The sequence below is a fragment of the Chromobacterium sp. W521 genome (assembly GCF_052805975.1).
Map to the genome: position 1 here is coordinate 1 of NZ_JBRBAF010000014.1, position 17,643 is coordinate 17,643.

17 protein-coding genes are annotated in these 17,643 nt (G+C 60.8%); 5 read left to right on the forward strand and 12 right to left on the reverse strand.

What is annotated here, in order from left to right:
• Positions 1-46 precede the first annotated feature (46 nt).
• Positions 47-592 carry a hypothetical protein gene (locus ACUXV1_RS19680; RefSeq protein ID WP_194426621.1) on the reverse strand — a complete coding sequence of 182 codons (546 nt, stop codon included), beginning with the start codon at positions 590-592 and terminating at the stop codon, positions 47-49.
• A gap of 117 nt (positions 593-709) precedes the next feature.
• Positions 710-2,359, reverse strand: a complete 1,650-nt coding sequence (locus ACUXV1_RS19685) for a methyl-accepting chemotaxis protein (RefSeq protein ID WP_179140803.1) — start codon at positions 2,357-2,359, stop codon at positions 710-712.
• Positions 2,360-2,861: 502 nt separating this feature from the next.
• On the opposite strand from ACUXV1_RS19685, the gene ACUXV1_RS19690 reads away from it, so the two are divergent.
• The 4 genes from ACUXV1_RS19690 (at position 2,862) to ACUXV1_RS19705 (ending at position 5,724) form a co-directional block, all read left to right on the forward strand.
• Positions 2,862-3,419, forward strand: a complete 558-nt coding sequence (locus ACUXV1_RS19690; RefSeq protein WP_446016267.1) for a hypothetical protein — start codon at positions 2,862-2,864, stop codon at positions 3,417-3,419.
• Between the two features lie 83 nt (positions 3,420-3,502).
• Complete coding sequence (parS, locus tag ACUXV1_RS19695) at positions 3,503-3,967, forward strand: type II RES/Xre toxin-antitoxin system antitoxin (RefSeq protein WP_446016268.1); 465 nt, start codon at positions 3,503-3,505, stop codon at positions 3,965-3,967.
• The gene (locus ACUXV1_RS19700; RefSeq protein WP_081556326.1) at positions 3,964-4,404 is read left to right on the forward strand and encodes an RES family NAD+ phosphorylase; all 441 of its coding nucleotides are present in this window, start codon (positions 3,964-3,966) and stop codon (positions 4,402-4,404) included. The genes parS and ACUXV1_RS19700 overlap by 4 nt, the downstream gene beginning before the upstream one ends.
• Before the next feature lie 411 nt (positions 4,405-4,815).
• Entirely contained in the window at positions 4,816-5,724 is a 909-nt protein-coding gene (locus ACUXV1_RS19705; protein ID WP_203390444.1) for a BPSS1187 family protein, read from the forward strand.
• Between the two features lie 87 nt (positions 5,725-5,811).
• Here ACUXV1_RS19705 and ACUXV1_RS19710 read toward each other — a convergent pair whose 3' ends face one another.
• From ACUXV1_RS19710 to ACUXV1_RS19745, 8 genes are all read right to left on the reverse strand, one after another.
• Complete coding sequence (locus ACUXV1_RS19710; protein WP_203390445.1) at positions 5,812-6,651, reverse strand: ABC transporter permease subunit; 840 nt, start codon at positions 6,649-6,651, stop codon at positions 5,812-5,814.
• Positions 6,648-7,556 (reverse strand): ABC transporter permease subunit, encoded by a 909-nt coding sequence (locus tag ACUXV1_RS19715; RefSeq protein WP_446016269.1) that lies wholly within the window; start codon positions 7,554-7,556, stop codon positions 6,648-6,650. The genes ACUXV1_RS19710 and ACUXV1_RS19715 overlap by 4 nt, the downstream gene beginning before the upstream one ends.
• Positions 7,553-8,683, reverse strand: coding sequence for an ABC transporter ATP-binding protein (locus ACUXV1_RS19720; RefSeq protein WP_231138349.1), 1,131 nt, complete (start codon positions 8,681-8,683; stop codon positions 7,553-7,555). The genes ACUXV1_RS19715 and ACUXV1_RS19720 overlap by 4 nt, the downstream gene beginning before the upstream one ends.
• Positions 8,684-8,968: 285 nt before the next feature.
• Positions 8,969-10,468, reverse strand: a complete 1,500-nt coding sequence (locus ACUXV1_RS19725) for a DUF3138 family protein (protein WP_446016270.1) — start codon at positions 10,466-10,468, stop codon at positions 8,969-8,971.
• Positions 10,469-10,598: 130 nt separating this feature from the next.
• Positions 10,599-11,720 carry an extracellular solute-binding protein gene (locus ACUXV1_RS19730; RefSeq protein ID WP_446016271.1) on the reverse strand — a complete coding sequence of 374 codons (1,122 nt, stop codon included), beginning with the start codon at positions 11,718-11,720 and terminating at the stop codon, positions 10,599-10,601.
• 53 nt (positions 11,721-11,773) lie between these two features.
• Positions 11,774-12,910: a DUF917 domain-containing protein gene (locus tag ACUXV1_RS19735; RefSeq protein WP_194426612.1), complete on the reverse strand. Its 1,137-nt coding sequence runs from the start codon at positions 12,908-12,910 to the stop codon at positions 11,774-11,776.
• Positions 12,907-14,454, reverse strand: a complete 1,548-nt coding sequence (locus tag ACUXV1_RS19740) for a hydantoinase/oxoprolinase N-terminal domain-containing protein (RefSeq protein ID WP_446016272.1) — start codon at positions 14,452-14,454, stop codon at positions 12,907-12,909. The genes ACUXV1_RS19735 and ACUXV1_RS19740 overlap by 4 nt, the downstream gene beginning before the upstream one ends.
• A gap of 44 nt (positions 14,455-14,498) precedes the next feature.
• Positions 14,499-15,032, reverse strand: a complete 534-nt coding sequence (locus tag ACUXV1_RS19745) for an Lrp/AsnC family transcriptional regulator (RefSeq protein ID WP_446016273.1) — start codon at positions 15,030-15,032, stop codon at positions 14,499-14,501.
• Between the two features lie 709 nt (positions 15,033-15,741).
• Between ACUXV1_RS19745 and ACUXV1_RS19750 the strand changes: the two genes are divergently transcribed.
• The gene (locus ACUXV1_RS19750; RefSeq protein ID WP_446016274.1) at positions 15,742-16,053 is read left to right on the forward strand and encodes a hypothetical protein; all 312 of its coding nucleotides are present in this window, start codon (positions 15,742-15,744) and stop codon (positions 16,051-16,053) included.
• Between the two features lie 79 nt (positions 16,054-16,132).
• Here the strand turns inward: ACUXV1_RS19750 and ACUXV1_RS19755 are convergent, their stop codons facing one another.
• Positions 16,133-16,420, reverse strand: coding sequence for a hypothetical protein (locus ACUXV1_RS19755; RefSeq protein ID WP_446016275.1), 288 nt, complete (start codon positions 16,418-16,420; stop codon positions 16,133-16,135).
• A 365-nt stretch (positions 16,421-16,785) separates the two neighbouring features.
• Positions 16,786-17,631, reverse strand: coding sequence for an aminoglycoside 6-adenylyltransferase (locus ACUXV1_RS19760; RefSeq protein ID WP_446016277.1), 846 nt, complete (start codon positions 17,629-17,631; stop codon positions 16,786-16,788).
• Positions 17,632-17,643: the final 12 nt, after the last annotated feature.

Here is a 17,643-nt window from a genome sequence, read left to right on the forward strand (position 1 = left end):
GTCGGCGCGCCTTGGATACGAAACCGCCGGGAAACCGGCGGTTTTTTTATTGTCCGGCCAGTGCGCGGAAACCGTAATGCAGCAGCGCGTAAGCGCCCAACAGGGCACAGGCCAGCGCGCCGTAAGCCAGCGCCGAGCGCCCGGCGTGGCTCAAATCCGTGCTGCTGGGCAGGCAGCCGTCCCAGCACTGCGCCGCCAGAAAGCCCAGGCCGGCCGCCGCCGGGCTCAGCCACGGCCAGCGGGCCGCCAGCGCCAGCAGGCCCCAGCCCAGCGGCAGCAACAGCAAGGGCGCGATGCCGATGGGCAGCGCGTTCCACCACGTCAGCCGGGTGAAGCCCACCTGGCCCAGCGTCAGCTGCCGGCCGTTGCGGCGCGGCCACACGCTGAAGCGGCTGGGCCGCGCCCGCAGCAGCCAGCCCACCAGAAAATGGCAGAGCTCGTGCAAGGCCGTGCCCGGCAGCGACAGCGCCACATAAGGCCAGAACCAGGCGCGTCTGCGCAGTTGCCGGCTCAACAGCAGGAACAGCGCCGGCCATAGCAGCACGGCGGGGGAGGAGACGAACGGCGCGTACAGCGGCTCGAGGACGGACATGTAGGGAAGAGGGCGGGCGAAAACCCGGATTGTGGCATGAGGACGCGGCCGGACCAAGCCGGACGCGCCCTCACGCTTGAGAAGCTAGACCTTGAACAAGTTCTGACGCTTTTTATCTCAATCCGCGCGGAAGCGGTTAATGGCCGCATCCAGTCCATGAGCCAGGCCGGACAGCTGCTGCGCCATGGCGGAGGACTCCTCCACCGACAAGCCGTTTTCCGTGCCCATATTGGCGATGCGCTCCACATTCTTGGCGGCGTCGTTGCTGGCCGTGCTCTGTTCGCGCATCGCCTCGGCGATCTCGCTGGTTTTCTCGAGTAGGCGCGTGGACAGCATGCGGATCTGCGCCAGGCGTTCGGACAAGGTGCCGCTCAGCGCCACGCCGGCTTCCACCCGCTCGGTGGCTTCGCGCATGCTGGCTACCGCGGTGGTGGTGTCGCCTTGCACTGCCTTGATTTTCTCGGAGATTTCGCCGGTGGCTTGCGCGGTGCGTTCCGCCAGCTTGCGCACCTCGTCCGCCACCACCGCGAAGCCGCGGCCGGTTTCGCCTGCGCGCGCTGCTTCAATCGCCGCGTTCAAGGCCAGCAGATTGGTCTGTTCCGCGATGTCGTGAATCACGTCCACGATGTTGCCGATCTCATCGGAGCGCTGGTTCAGGCCAATGATGATGGTTTCGGAGCGGCTGATCACGCTGGCGATCTCGGACATCTGCTGCGCGGCCTGGCCGGCCACCTCGCTGCCGCTCACCGCTTCGTTCATGCTGCTCTTGGCTTCGCCGGCCATTTCCACCGCATGCTCGGCCACCAGATTGATGCTCACCGTCATCTCCTCCACCGCGGCGGCGGTGGAGGAAGACGCGTCGGTTTGCACCTGGGACGCCTCCGCGATGCGCTTGGATACGCCGGACAGCGCGTGGGCGGTGTCGTTCACCTGCTTGGCGTCCTCGCGGGTCTGCTGCAGGAAGGCGCGCAGATTGCCCAGCAGCTGCGCCAGCGCGCGGCCGGTTTCGCTGACTTCGTCGCGGCCGGTCTGATCCACCGACACCGTCAGGTCGTTTTTCTCCGCCGCATGGCGCATAGTCTGCTGCATGGCTTGCAAGGGGCGGGTGATGGAGCGGACGATGGCGAAGGCCAGGGCGACGCCCACCACCAGGGCGAGGCCCAGGATGGTCAGCATCATATTGCGGGTGTTTTTCATGCTGACCGCCAGCGCGTCCTCGGCGGATTGCGCCGAGTCGTCGGCCAGCTTGCTCAGGCTGTTGAGCGCGTCGCGCGCCTCATAGAGCTTGGGCTTGAACGGCGTGATGCCGGCGTCGCCCACATTGGCCCGGTTGATTTCGCCGCTGGCGATCTTCTGGTACAACCCGTTCATGCCTTGCTCATAGCCGGAGATGCCGGCCAGCATGCTGTCGAAGGTTTTTTGGTGATCCGCCGCCATCGCCATGGACTTGGCGGCGCCGGCCTGATTCTTGAACTCGGCGATGTGCTTGTCCAGCAATTGTTTGTTGGTCTGGATGCTTTGGTCCGAGTTGTCCGGGTTGCCGATGCTGATGAAGATGTTCTTCTCATCCTGGCGGATGTGCAGCATGCTGCTTTGCATGGCGTTCATCTGGTAGCGGAACGCGATTTTCTGGTCAAACAGCGAGGTCAGCTCGCCGTCCATCTGGTTCAGCGACCACCAGCCGGACCCCCCCACCAAAGCCACTGCAAACAGCAAGCTGCCTGCCAGCGCGGCGATGCGCTGCCCGATAGTGAATTGACTTAACATAATGCCCCCCATTGGTGCCGGTATTCGTCTTTTTCATAGCAAACGCCTGTGAACTGGCGATTGCGTCAAGGTGTGAAGGCGCAGCGCTTCGTGCTGGCATGGACTCCAGCTGGGGCCGGGACTCTGGAATATCAGGAATGGGCCCACAGGCCGGAACGACGGAGTGTTTCAATGCCAGCGCCTCTCCTCGTGACGAAGTGGAAGCGTGCGTCTTCATTGAATAGGCGCAATCATAATTCACGTCGCGTGATAGTCCTAATGGTTATTTTTGCATCGCAAAGCGGCAATATAGGGTGTATGCCCAAGCGGGCGGCTCAGGGGGAGTTCCAAGGCCAGGCAAAGGAGCTGGCATGAGTTGTTTTCATGCCTTTGGCAATGTAAATGCCATAATGCCTGTGTTAGAGTTTTCAAATGTCAAAACAATACTGACGAGATGAAGACATCCTTTCCGCATCAGTCGTTGCGCTCAAGGCAAGGACTGAACCAAGCCGGCGGCCCGCTTGTGGCCAGCCGACGTCATGCGATGGCTGGCATTGTGTTGGCGGCGCTGAGTCTGAGCGGCGCGGCGTGCGCCGCGGACAACGAGCAAGTGGTGGGCGAAGGAGGCCGCCTGCTGCGTTACAGTTCCACCCAGGTGCGCGTGGAGTTGGACGCCGCCGAAACCGCCTCTTATCACCAGGCCCGCGACTTCTACTGGCGCGGCGTTACCGTGGCGCAAGCGCTGCGCGCCGGCGGCAAGGCGCTGGCGGCGATGGGCTACGGCCGGCTGGAGGAAGACGCGGACTTTTCCCTGTTGCGCGCCGAGCGCCATGAAAAGCTGGTCAGCACCAGTCGGGAAGTTCTGCGCGGCCTGCTGAAAATGAAAATGGGCCTGCCCGGCAAACCGGACCACCAAACCTTGGAAGCGCTGATTACCCTGCGGCCGGCCGTCGGCGGACAGGGTGTCTGGTTGAGAGCCCGGTTCCAGCGCACCATTTGGGACAGCAATGGCGACTCCCGCAGCAAGCAAGTCAGTGAACCTGAGCTCTACCGCGACTTTTTCGCAAGGCTGAGCGGTTAATCGTCGCCGCTCGCGGCGCTCCTTGTCTTGCTTCGGCAAAATGCTGATAATTAATTGGCAAATTGCCAAATCAAGGAGGGGCCATGAAAGCGCTGCAAGTCTTCGTACCGGAAGCACCGGTCCCGCCCATGGTGGAACACAATCTGTTGCAGGAACTCAGCGTGTTGGTGGGGCAGGAAATGCGCAACGATTTCGATGTGGCCAAAGTGGTGGAACTGGGCGTGGACACCGGCATGCTGGAACGCCTGGTGGATGCCGGCCTCAGCCGCGGCGAACTGGAGTTCGTCATCCCGCCGCGCACCCTGTCCCATCGCATCAAGAAGGGACAGACGCTGAACACCGAGGAGTCCGAACGGGGCGTGCGCGTGGCCAAGCTGCTGTTGTTGGCGGAAGAGCTGTTCGGCGACAAGGACGCCGCGGCCCAATGGCTACGCAAGCCGCTGCATCGTTTTGAGGGCAAATCGCCGCTGGACATGGCCCATACCGAGCCCGGCGCGCGGCTGGTGGAACAGTTGATTGCCCAAGCCAACGAAGGCTACGCCGCGTGATTGTCTGGCGCATCAGTCGTTACGCCGACCTCAACGGGCTGGGCGGGTTGCGCTGGCCCGGGCGTTGGCACCCCGCCGGCCAGCCCATCGTCTACCTGGCGGATCACCCGGCCAGCGCCATGCTGGAGGCGCTGGTGCACCTGGAGGTGGCCAGCCTGCCGGCCACCTTCACCCTGCTTCAAGTGGAGCTGCCGGACCGCCTGGCGCAAGCGTTGGACCAGGCCAGCTTGCCTGCTGACTGGACCTTGCAACCCGCGCTCACCCAGAGCCTGGGCCGCCACTGGTTGCAACGCCAGGCTTCCGCCGCGCTGCAAGTGCCCAGCGCGGTGGCCCCCAATGCCCACAACTACCTGCTCAATCCCCTCCATCCCGACGCCAGCGCCTGCCGGATACTCAGCGTGCGGGACGTGCCTTGGGATGTGCGCCTGAGGTCTTGATTAAGCCCCCTGATTCGTCGCCAAGCGCCTGTGCATTCCCCGTGCGCAAAGGCTTTCGCCTTACTTCACCCTGGCTCGCGAAACCTTAAATTTGTTCATGGAAACAATCGTAAACAAACTCTTGGCGCAAACCGGCCATGCCGCGCTTTTACGCGCAGGGTATGGCGAGTAGAGTCGCAGAACGTGTTTACGGTCTCGCAAGCTAGAGCGAGACAAGGCGGAAGCGGCTGAGAAAGCGGAGTGTATTACATGATACGTGAGCAGTTCGAAGCAGTTTTCAATGCCCCTTGTCTATGCATCCCGCTGACGGGCGGCAGATCGTAAACAGGTTTTGAAAAACTAGCCAAGGGCTCATGCAAGCCCAGGCCGTCGGGGCAATTCAATCCACTTAATTAATATGCGAGGAATGCAATGACAGTCTGGATCAAATGGGGTGGCAAAGCAGCCGCTGCTGCGTTGCTGCTCTGTACCGTCTCGGCGGCATGGGCGGACGCCGTCCGCAAGGATATTCTCCCCGCGGACACCGATGGCGGGATTGTGGCGGATAGCGGGCCGCACATCGTTTTTTCGGCGGAGAAGGGCGGGCGCGAGCCGCTGCTGGTCTTCCTGCCTGGAACCGGCGGCGAAACCACGCGAACGGCGACAAACGAGCAAGCCTTCATCGACACCGCGCTGGCCCAGGGCTACCGCTTCATCATCCTGTCCTATATCGATACGCCGGCTGTCTCTCAGGTCTGTACCCGGCCGGTGTTGGCGGCTAATCCAGACTGCGCGGAGCAATTGCGTCAGAAGCGCGCCTTTGGAGAAAACACCACCTCGCTGATCAAAGACAAGCCCAAGGACGCCATTGTCCATAGACTGGCCGCTCTGCTGCGTTATCTGTCCAAAACCGATCCCAAAGGCCGTTGGGAACAGTATCTGGACAAGCAAGCCATAGACTGGAGCAAAATCGTGCTGTCCGGGCAGTCCCAAGGCGGCGGCATGGCCGCCTACATCGCCAAGCGCGTGGCCGTCAGAGGCGTGATCGATTTTTCCGGCGGCTGGGACATGCGCGCCAACAACCGCATCGCCTCCTGGTATGCCGCCCCCGGCGCCACGCCGCCGGACAGGTTGTTCGGCACCTATCACGTGCAGGAAAACTTTGCTCCAGTCATCCGCCTCTCCTACAACGCCATGCGCATCCCGGCGGACCACCAGTTCGCGCTGAACAAACCAATACGCCGCCCCAATGCCGACAATCCCGGACATGGCGAAGGCGCCAGCAATCCGGTGTATCGGGAACTGTGGCAGGAGATGTTGGAAGAGCTTAAGCGGGGATAGAGATCGGGGGCAGGCGGGGCTGGCCGCATAAGAAAGCCATGTTGTTTAGAGCGCCATCCTCGCCTGCTTGATTGACCGAGTACGTTGTCAATCTTGTGCAAAAGCCATGCGCATTTCTTCGGCGCGGCGGCGTTCCTGTGCCCTCATCAGCTGATTGGCTGCCACCACGCCCACGGTCACTAGTGTGATGAAGACCGTAGCCAGCGCGTTCATTTCCGGATTCAGGCCGAGGCGCACGCGTGAGAAGATCACCATCGGCAGGGTAGTCGAACCGGGCCCGGACAAAAACGCCGACGTGATCAGATCATCCAGCGACAAGGTAAATGACAGTAAGCCGCCGGACACCAGCGCTTGAGAGATCAGCGGCAGGGTGATGACGAAGAAGGTCTTGAACGGAGTGGCGCCCAGGCCCATCGCCGCCTCTTCCAGCGACAGGCTCAGCTCTCGCACTCGGGACTGCACGATGATCGCGACGTAGGACACGCACAGCACAGTGTGACCGATCCAGATGGTGGTCAGCCCTCGGCCTTGCGGCCAGCCCACCCAGTTCTCCAGATTGACGAACAACAGCAGGATAGAGATGCCGATGATCACCTCCGGCATCACCAGCGGCGCGCTGATCATGCCGGCGAACAATGGAAACAGGCGGAAGCGGCCGAAGCGAGCCAGCACATAGCCGGCCACGGTGCCGATCACCACAGAAGAACTGGCGGTCAGCAGGGCGATCTTCAAGCTCAGCCAGGCAGATCTCAGCAGTTCTTCGTCGTCCAGCAGCGCGGCATACCACTTGGTGGAGAAGCCGGACCAGATGGTGACCAGCTTGGATTCGTTGAACGAGTAGATCACCAGCAGCGCGATGGGCAGGTACAGGAAGGCGTAACCCAGTCCAAGCACGGTATACGACAGCGGTTTGCTCGGCTTGATCATGGTTTATCCCCTTCCATCTCTTTCAGCTGGTAGTGCTGGAACAAGGCCATCGGCACCAGCAAGAGCAGCACCATCGCGCAGGTCACCGTCGCCGCCATCGGCCAATCCATATTGTTGAAGAACTCGCCCCACATCACGCGGCCTATCATCAGCGTATCGGAGCCGCCCAGCAGTTCCGGAATCACGTACTCGCCCACCGCCGGAATGAACACCAAAAGGCTGCCGGCGATGATGCCGTTCTTGGACAGCGGCAAGGTCACTTGAACGAAGGCCTTCCACGGCTTGGCGCCCAAGTCGTAGGCTGCCTCCAGCTGGAGCAGATCCATCTTCACCAAGTGGGCGTACAGCGGCATGATCATGAACGGCAGGTAGGAGAACACCATGCCGATGTAGACCGCCCAGTTGGTGTGGTAGAGGCGCAGCGGCTCATGGATCACGCCCAGCCACATCAGGAAGTTGTTGAGGAAACCGTCGTTTTTCAGGATGCCGATCCACGCGTACACGCGGACCAGGTAGGACGTCCAGAACGGCAGCATCACCATCATCATCAGAGTGTTGCGCATGCTCGCGTCCGCCCGCGCCATGTAATAGGCCATCGGGTAGCCAATCAGCAGGCAGAGCAGGGTGGACGCCGCCGCCATCTTGACCGAGGACAGGTAAGTGGCCAGATACAGATCGTCGTGCAACATGAACACGTAGTGGTCCAGGTTGAGTTGGATCTGCAAGATGTTGTCCTGCATCTCAAACAGCGAGGTGTACGGCGGCACGCCAATCCGCTGCTGGGCGAAGCTGATGCAGAGCACCAGCATGAACGGAACCAGAAAGAACAGCGTCAGAAACACAAAGGGGATGGCGATCACCCCAGTGCGGCCCGAAGGCCGCCAGCGTTGGGTCGGCTTTTTCATTTGGTCAGCACCAAGGCGCTGGTTTCGGCCCAGCTGACGAACACTTCGTCATCGTAGGACGGAGCGTCGTCCCGTATCAGGGCCAGGCTCGGCACGTTGGCGATCACCACCTTGCCGTTTTCCAGGGTGACGTGGAACAGCGTGTAGCTGCCCATGTAGGCCAGGTTGGAAACCGTGCCCCGCGCCCAGTTGCATTGCTGCTCCGGCTTGGCGCGGGTGACGTTGATGCGTTCCGGGCGCACCGATACGCTCACGTCCATGCCAAGCGGGCCGGTGATGCCGTGGCTGACGAACAGCCGGGTTTTGAGGTCCGGGGCCTCGATAAACACGTGGTCGACTTCATCTTCCACCACCTTGCCGTTGAACAGGTTGGTGGAGCCGATGAACTCGGCGGTAAAGCGGCTGTTTGGGTATTCGTACACCTCATGCGGGGTGCCGATCTGGATGATCGCGCCTTCGCTCATCACCGCCAGGCGGTTGGCCATGGTCATGGCTTCTTCTTGATCGTGCGTCACCATCACGCAGGTGACGTCCACCTTATCCAGGATATTGACCAGTTCCATCTGAGTGGCTTGGCGGATTTGCTTGTCCAGCGCGGACATGGGTTCATCCAGCAGCAGCAGTTTCGGGCGCTTGACCAGCGAGCGGGCCAGGGCCACGCGCTGTTGCTGGCCGCCGGACAGCTGGTGCGGCTTGCGCTTGGCGAACTTGCGCATCTGCACCAGTTCGAGCACGGCGTCTACACGGTCGCGGATCTCGTTCTTGGGCAGGCCTTCCTGCTTGAGGCCGAAGGCGACGTTGCCTTCCACCGACATGTGCGGGAACAGGGCGTAGGACTGAAACATCATGTTGACCGGGCGCCGGTAAGGCGGGATTTTTGCCAAGTCGTCGCCATCGATCAGCACGCGGCCGGAGGTGGGCTGTTCGAAGCCGGCCAGCATGCGCAACAGCGTCGATTTGCCGCAGCCCGAACTGCCCAGCAGAGCGAAGAGCTCGTTTTTGGCCACGCTGAGGTTGACATGATTGACCGCAGTCGCGTCGCCGAACTTCTTTACGACGTCGATGATTTGAACGAAATCCGCCTTCGATGCCTGGATGGCTTCCTTCTCTCGATGACTCATGGGCATGGTCATGATCTTTTCTCCTCTCTTTAATAGAAATAAGAGCCGCTAACAAAACCTCGCAGAGAACCTGAGCCAAGGCGCGCCGACGCAGGCAGTACAAGTCGTACGACAAGGAGGCGCAACGCGGGATCAGGGGTTTTGTTATCGGGTCCAAAGGTACAGCCCGCCCCTTTGCGTCTTCCTGAAGCGGACGCAGGGGCTGTTAACATTCATCGTTGCAAACCGGTGGGGAAAAAAATCCCTGCATCCGGGGGATGCAGGGCAAACATGCGCGGGGGCGCTCACGGATCAAAAGGTGTAGATGAGGCTGCTGCCGATCAGGTTGTTGCTTTTGCTCCAGCTGCCGTCGCTTCTCTGGAACACCGCCTGATCCGCCCAGTCGTGTCGATATTCGAACTTCACGGTGAGTTGCGAGGTGGGGTAGAGCATGAAGTCCAGCGCCACGTCCTGGCGTCTGGCGCCGCGGCAATCCAGCCCGCCGTTGTTGGAAGCGGCCAAACAGGCCGGGGCAATGCCGAAGCCGTTGACGCCATCGGTGCCGGCGGAGGCCTGCATCCCACTCAGCGCCGTGCCGCCGGTATAGGTGGTGCCGGCGCCGCCTCCGTTGCGGCCGGTATCCAGGTAGTCCCAGCGCAGAGCGGACCCAAGCAGGCCAAGCGGTGCGAAGCTCCACTTGCGCACGGCCAGCAGCGAGGCGCCCCACCAGCTTGCGTCCCCGCCGTTCCAGGCCGCAGATTTTTGACGGCCGAAATCCAGCTCTGCGTTGAATGTGAAATCGGCGGCCACGTAGGCGGCGTCCAACTCGGTGAACATATAGGGCGTGAACGGTTTGTCGCTCAGGCAGTTCAAGCCGTAGCGGCCGGCGGGGCAGCTGCTCTGCGCATTGCCGGAGTAGACCGATTGCCTCCCTAGCGCCGCGGACCAGCCCCAGTCCCAGAGGCCTTTTACCTTGTCGATCCGCCATGTCAGCGTTGGCGTCCGGTTGCTTTGCGCTCCGCCGTCGGCATTCTCCGCCAAGTGGGGATGGGTGCGATTCTGCTCATTGCCGAGCAGCACTTTCCAGGTGTAATCGCCGCTGTCGGTCGAACCGGTATAGCCCAGGCCGACAAAATAGCCCGGCACGCTGAAATCGTAGAGCAGGTTATGGCTTAGCGTGGGCAAGATGTTGGACTGCTGAGATTCGTAGCCGGACACGCTGGGCATCAGGCCGGCGATGATCTGCTGGGTGTTGCTCAGTGGCAAGGTGATTTGTGCGGCGTTGAATAGCCCGCCTCCGGACCCGCCGTCCAGGGTGACGTTGCCGGCGCCGCGGTTGGGCATGATCTGGATCTCGGCGAAGGGCGCGGTGGGGCCGGTGCCGAAAATTTTCTTGATGTCCAGGTATACGTCGCCGATTGAGCTGTTGTAGTAGCTGTAATTGTTGCTGTGGTCCAGGAAGCGGAAGCCGCTGTCTTTCGCATTGGCGTTATAGAGGTAGACCGGGTCCAGATAACCGGTGACCGACAGGCCGGCGATGGGGCCGGTGCTGGCGGCATCGGTGAGCGACTGCAGCATCAATTCCTGTTTGTTCAGGCGCTGCTTGATCTCTTCGCTCTCGTCCGCCCGCGCGGATTCGCCGGAGGGCGTGATACCGGCGTTCTTGAGCGCATTCTCCAAAGCCTCGACCTTATGCTGCAGGGCTTCCAGCCGCGCCGCCGCATCGCTGTCGCTGGCCGAGGCGGCCAATGCGACTGGGGGCAAAGCTGCAATCAGCGCAGCCCCCAGCAGTGCCTTCATCTCTTTCTCCATCTCCATCTCCTTTGCGCTTATTGGTCTTAGAGCCTGTTTACGATCGTAAACAGGTTCTTAGGACATGACTTCCCCGCACCCTCCGCCTGACAGCGGGGGCGTTGTTCTTGAAATATTCAGGGAGCGCCGGTTAGCGTCCGGCTTTGAGTTCGGTGAATTCCCGGTTGATCAGGCGAGTGATCGCCGGGGGGACATCCTGTTCGAGGATCAGACGGCTGCGGTCCGCGTCCGAGGGGTAAATCATCGTGTCATTGGCGATATCGGGCGAGACAAGGTTTCGCACCGCCTTCACGGCGCTTGGGAATTTGATTTCAGAGGTGATTTCCGCCGCAATATCCGGGCGCAGCAGGAAGTTGATGAACTTCAGGGCGTTGTCCATATGTGGCGCGTCGGCCGGAATGGCCATCAAGGTAATCCATAAGGGGGCGCCTTCCTTGGGGATCACAAACTTCAGATCGGTGGGGTGCCCGGCTTCCTTTGCGCGTAGCTTGGCGGTTAATACGTCGCCCGAGAACGCGGTGGAAACGCATAAGTTGCCGTTGGCCATTTCGTCGATATAAGTGGTCGCGTTGAATTGAGTGACGTAAGGGCGGACCTTCTTCAAATGCGTAAACGCTGCCTTATAGTCGGCCGGCGATTTGGAGTTGGGGTTTAGGCGGAGTTTGAGCAAGACGTCGGCTGCCGTCTCCGCCCCGTTGTCCACCAGGGAGACCCCACAGCCCTTCAGCTTGGCCACCCACTTGGGGTCGAAAACCAGATCCCAGCTGTCCACCGGCGCTTCGCTGCCAAGGCGTTTCCGGACTTCCGTGGCGTTGTAGGCCACACCGGTCACGCCGTAGATATAAGGCACTGCGTAGCTGGCTTTGGGGTCAACATTCATCAAGGCCTTGCTGATCTGTGGATCTATATTCTTGGTGTTGGGAATCTTCTTCTGGTCAAGCTTGGCAAATAGTCCGGCTCCCACCTCTTTGATAAAGTAACTGCTGCTGGGAAAGACCACGTCGTAATTAGAGTGGCCAACCATCAGCTTGGTCAGCAGCGTATCGTCGGTGTCGTAAATGTCGTAGCGGACCTTGATGCCGGTTTCCTTCTCGAATTTGCGTACGGTATCGCGGCCGATATTCATCGAGAAGTTGTAGACGTTAAGCGTGTTGTCGTCCCCAGCCCTGGCGCTGTTGCTCATGGCCAGAAGAGAGGACAGCAAACCGGCGCAAACCCAACCGGCGGTCAAACGAGATGCGGATTGCTTCATTTGGATGCTCCCTGCGGTATTGGATCAAAGCTAAGCCGTATGTATGCCTGGGGTTAGCCGGCAATCCGTTCCGGCTGACTGGGGTTGGCATGGCGCCGCAACGGTTTGATGTAGTCCGCCGCCGGCTTGTAGTCCATGTCGTAGCCGAACGCTCTCGGGCCAACGACGTCCAGCGCCTGCGGAGTGCGCAAGAGCGGCGAGGCGGGCAGGACGATGACCGATACCCGGAGGCCGAAACGAATTTCCTCGGTTGCTATCGGTTGGCCGGATTCGGAGTCCAACACGCAAATGAGATCAGGCACGGTGGCCACGACCTCGCCGTTGACGCGGGCAATCAGGTTTTCGTTCTGGAAGTCGATCACCATGCTCAATCCGGAATGACCATCCAGACCATCCAGCTCAACTTGGCCGCGAGCAAAGCCATTGCTGGTGGCGCGGCTAACGTCCGAAATCTTGCCTTTGAAGAGCAGGCGGCCATTGTTTTCCGCGAGCAGCGCGCTGATGGGGTCTATTTTGTTGTCGCGCGCGTCGCTGATTTGTTTGCCCAAACTCCAGGCCTGGCTGATGGTGTGATGGACGCCGTGGTTTTTGATTTCCAGCCCGGTCATCGGCGCTAGCGCGAACCCGGCGGAACAGCCCATCGCCGTTGTGCTGGCACGCGCCAGTTTTTCCAGCCAGTGGAAGGAAATGACATGGCGGAATACCACGACATTGCCTTTGTCGTCCGACAGCGCAAAGGGAGAAACCGGACAGCCGGCGATGGCAAGCGTGCTCATCTGCATCTCAGGGAAAGCGCGGCCCATCCCGTCGGCGTCGACAACCGGCAGGCCGGTGAGCGCGGCGACAATCATCGGTTCAAAGCAATTGGACCCGCCTATTTCGTCGGTCATCAAGGCTCGGGCCTGGATCTTGGACTCGCTCTCCACCGCCCGGAAAGCACGCAGGCATTCTTGCCCTTCTTCGATTTTTTCGAAGCCCACCGTTGGAGCGCCAATGCCGGCGACGCAGATAATGGCGTCCTCATCATTCAGCGCGTCCGGCGACATTACCTCGATGGTTCGGCCGGCGCGCAATTGTTCGCGCGCGCGCAATTTGCCAAGATAGGAGTTGCCGCCGCCGCCAGTGCCCAAGACGGCGGCTCCCAGGGCGATGTAATCCAGGTCTTGTTCGTTCAGAATCCAGTTTTTCATGCCAGCAAATCTCCGATGGCTTTTACGCGGATGCGTGTTGCATTGTTCGGCAGGTAGGCCAGAGGGGTTTCGTCCACCTCCACGATGTCTACCGTGTCGGGGTTGGCCCCGGCGGCGACGGCTTTCTGCTTGGCCTCGGTTTTGGCCGCCTCCATAGCCGCGGCGCGTTGGTCTCGCCCCACGGAAAAGATCCTGTCCACTTCGCCGGAGATTTGAGCGATTGCCGCCCCAACGGCATTGGCCGACGCGTAATGAGGAGGGCGAATCACCCGGCAGTTGCCGATGAGCTCGCCTTTGACCAGCACGGAGCCGCCGCCAGTGAGAATGACCGGGATATCCTGCTTGCCGGGCTTCATCCGTTCGATGCCGGCGGAAAGCATGTCTTGCATCCGGTCGACGGCGCGGTCGACCAGCGCGGGAGAGAGATCGCCCAGCATGGCTGGGTTGCCCAGAACCAGCATCCCGTGCGCGACGGCGATATCGGTGGCGGTGAGGGTGTCGCCGCCGAATATCCTGGCTTGTTGCTTGAGCCGGTAACCCACCGAGACCGGGCCGATGGAGAGGTCGCTTCCAGCGCTATTGACGATGGAACCGCCGCCAAGGCCAACGGACAAAACATCCGGCATTTTGAAATTGGTCCGCACGCCGGCAATTTCCGCGCCTTGTACTCGTTCCCGGGGAAAACCCTCGACAAGCAGGCCGATGTCCGAAGTGGTTCCGCCGATATCGATCACAATGGCGTTTTTCAGCCCAGACAAAAACGCCGCGCCGCGCATGGAGTTGGTTGGGCCGGAGGCGAGCGTGAAGATGGGGAAACGCTCGGCATAGGCCGCGCTCATCAAGGTCCCGTCGTTCTGAGTCAGGTAGAGCGGACAGTTGAGCTCCAGCCTCGCGAGGGCTTGGGACAGCGCCGATAAGGTTTTCTTGCCCAGCTGGTGCAAGCTGGCGTTGAGGATGCAGGCGCTTTCCCGCGCCAGCAAGCCAAGCCGGCCCACCTCATGGGACAGAGAGACCCTGGCTCCGGGAATTTCGGACATCACGATGTCGCGCGCCCGTTCTTCATCGTCGGCCTTGACCGGGGCAAACACGGAACAGATCGCAATGGAAGTCAGGCCAAGTTCTTTGATATCGCGGCAGGCTGCCTTCAGCTTGGCCACGTCCAGCTCGGCGATGGGCGCGCCGTCGTATTCCGCGCCGCCGGGCAAGGCGGACACATAGCCGGAGACTTGCTCGCGCAGCGCGGGCGGCCAATCCACCATCGGCGGCAGGGAAGCGGTGGCGTTGCCACACAAGCGCAGCACCGCCACCTTGTTCAGCCCATTGCCTTCAATCAAGGCATTCAGGAAATGAGTGGTGCCTATCATCACGGCGGACACGTTGTTCGCCGTGATAGCGCCCTTCGCCATCACAACCGCCAGGGCGCTGGTGACCCCGGTGATGACATCTTCGGTAGTGGGAAGCTTGACGCTTTCCACCACCTGCTGGCCCTTGAGCACGACGGCGTCCGTATTGGTGCCGCCGACGTCGATACCGATTCTGTACATTACACTTCCCCTATACCGATGCCGTACTGATCGTTGCGATACGTTTATGGTTGGTTTTGCAACTTGGCCCGCAATTTCTCGGCCGATTTGGTCTTCCAGCCAAAGGTTTTGAGGATGGAAAGCAGGATGACTACGTTGGTGGCGCGCACGCCTGGGATTTTCCCGATCACCGTGTCGACGAACTCGAGCAATTCCAGGTTGGTGGCGGCCGACATGGCCATGGCGATGGCTTGGCCGCCGGAGGTGATCGCCACATAGTTGATGCACTCAAAGTCCACCAGCCGGTTGGCCACCTCGGACACCTTGCCGGGCTCGACATCGATGGTGACGTCGGCCAGCACACTGGCGCCAACGGCCGATGGGTCCGGCATGGCGCCTACATAGATGAGCTTGTTTTCGATCATGGCGGCGAGACGGGTGCGGACGGTCCGTTCCGAGATGTCTCCGATTCTTGTCGCAATCTCGGAGGGGGAGAGCCGGCCGTTGTCGCCTAGAGCTTCCACGATGGCCAGGTCCAACTCATCAAGCTTGTATTCATCTGCCACTTCGGTTTCCTTTTGGTTGTCAGGTGCCGGCATGCCGGTCACGCCACGAGATGATCTGAGTTCAGATTAAATCTGTCATGTTCTTGCGTCAAAGTTATTTTTCCATTTTCGGAATATTTGTTTTATTTAAGTTCCGAAATAGGAAAATAAGGCCACACGGTGCAGGGGGTGTGACCCTCCGCGACATGTGAGCGAAGTAGCGGCCACAGTGGCACGGGCCACTCCTCTCAGGCTTTGGGCAGGTTCTCGGGTGGGGGAGGTGGAGTGAAGAAGGGATGTGTTGCTTGGCGAGAGGTCCACTGCGGGCGGGCTCTGCTAATCGGGGATAAAGTGGACGCCATTGTCCATCGGCGGGTGCTCTGCTGCGCTATTTGGTCAAAACCGATCCTCAAGGAGAGATGGCGGCATGTCGTTACTGCTGCGATGAAACAAGCTTAACAAGCTGCCTATCCGCTAGAGAATTTGGCAGGCGCGTGATGAGATTGGCATTACCGAGCGTTGCGACCTGTGAGCGCATAGCGCTCTCCATGTACCTGCCGTTAAAGCATGGCAAAGCGCAGGCATGCGCGTTGATGCGCATGCCTGGGGCGTGAGGCGTTTCTAGATGCCAATCTCTGTGCCATGTTTTTCGGTTCGCGGGGAGGGGTGCCGTCTATGCGGACACGCTCAACGGAATACGCTGGCTAGGGGTGGTGGCGGAGGCGGGCTAGAATCGATCGTTCTATCTCATTGGAGTGTGAACATGATTGTCAGAACATGGCATGGCTGTGTGCCGCGAGCGTATGAGGCGGAGTTTGCCGAGCATCTGGAACGGACTGGCGTCCAGCACTCCAGAAGCATCAAGGGCAATTTAGGTGCTTTTGCCCGCCAGGAAGTGCAGGGAGAATGGATGCATTTCTTTTTGGCCACTTATTGGGTGGACCTGGAGGCGGTCAAGGCGTTTGCCGGCGACAACTACCATATCGCCGTCACTTATCCGGACGATGAGCAGTTTGAGCTGCTGTCCGATCCTTATGTGTTTCAGCATGAGGTCCGTGAGATCTCCCCGTTGTAATAGCCCGTTTGGCGCGGCTTCAGCCCGGCGCCGCCGGTGGCGAAGCAGCCAAGCGGGACAGGGCTTACTCCGCTCCTTTTTAATCGCTCTGCTCATCAAGGCGTGGTTGCGCTTGCGGTGTTATTACTGATTCCGCCTGCCGGCGATCAACCTTCTCCGCCTCGTCCTGAGGCGGCGGTGTTTCTTTATTCTCTCTCTTGAACCTATCGGGCGGGCTTGGCATTCGCATCAGTTGTTGCTGCATGCGAAAACTATCCGTCATGGCATTGTTGATTTGGGTAAAAGCCGGGTGAGAGGGGGAGAATGAATCCGCGGTAACGGCCACACTGTAAAGGGCTAGCGGCAGCAGAAGGGCGTGGATACGCATCTTATTTCCTGACAAAGTATCTGGCCACGGGAGGCGTGGCGGTTTGCGGTATGGCTTGGCTGGCGTGCTTCCGTTGAGAGGAGGCCCGTGGCTGAGAAAGGCGAACGGAAGCGAACGCCTAAAAGATAGAGGATTCTATCTAACCATGACCAAAGGTCAAGCCCAAGGACGCCGCCCCTGCCTGGCGAGACGCGTGGGGGCCGCCGCGCCGCCGTTGGTTTAGAGCCTGTTTACGATCTCGCGAGCAAGGGCGAGACAAGGCGAAAACGAGCGAAAAAGCGGAATGTACGAGTGGTACATGAGCATTTTGCGCTCGTACTCATCGTGCAACTCTTCACGAAGCGCAGCAGACTTTGAACAGGTTCTTAGGCCGGCGCGCGGATCAAGTCGCGGATACCGGCCTCCACCGCTTCCGGGTAGTCGAAGCCGGCGCGGGCGGCCACTTCGCGCGCCACTTGGCTGTATAGCCGCAGGGTGGCGTGGAAGGCGCGTTCGGCGTCGGCGGCGTCGAAGCGGCCAAACCCCTGTTGCAGCGCCTGCCAGTGTTCCGGTTCGGCCCAGTGTTGCAGCCGGGTGCCGATATGCCAGCAGTCCGCCGCCGCGCCGGGGCGGCTATAGGCGTGCCATTCCAGCATTTCCAGCAGCAGTTCCTTCATGGTCCAGTCCCGAAATTTGATGACGAACAGCTCTCCGCGCGCCAGGTATTTGGGGATGTGAAAGGCCTCGAACCAGAATTCCTCCACCCGTTCACGGAAGCGCTCCTCGCAGGGCAGGGCCGGCGTGGCGGGGCGGCCTTGCGGCGCGGGCAGGCCTTGGGCCACGTCGGTTTTGTCCAGCAGCACGCGGTAGCCGCGCTGGTACAGCGGGTCCAGCCCGTCCTTGCGCATGGCATGCAGCCGGGCGGGGCCGGCCAGGGTGAAGTCGATTTTGACGCCGTCTGCGTAGATGGCCAGGCGGGTGGGCCAGGCTTGGCCTTCGCCCAGGCGCAGCACGGTGATCAGGGGGCCGATGTCGCGCAGCCAGCCGTCGTCGTCGGCCAGCGCCGCCGGGTTCGGACTGATGATTTCCAAATCCAGATCGGAATGGATATCGACGCTGCCGTCGTCTCGGGCAAAGGAGCCGGTGAGGATCAGAGCGTCCACGTCCGGGCGGCTGTGCCCCCAGGCGATGGCGGCGTTCAGGCGCTGGGCCTGGGGGGTATCGGGTTTCATGCGGGGCGGTCC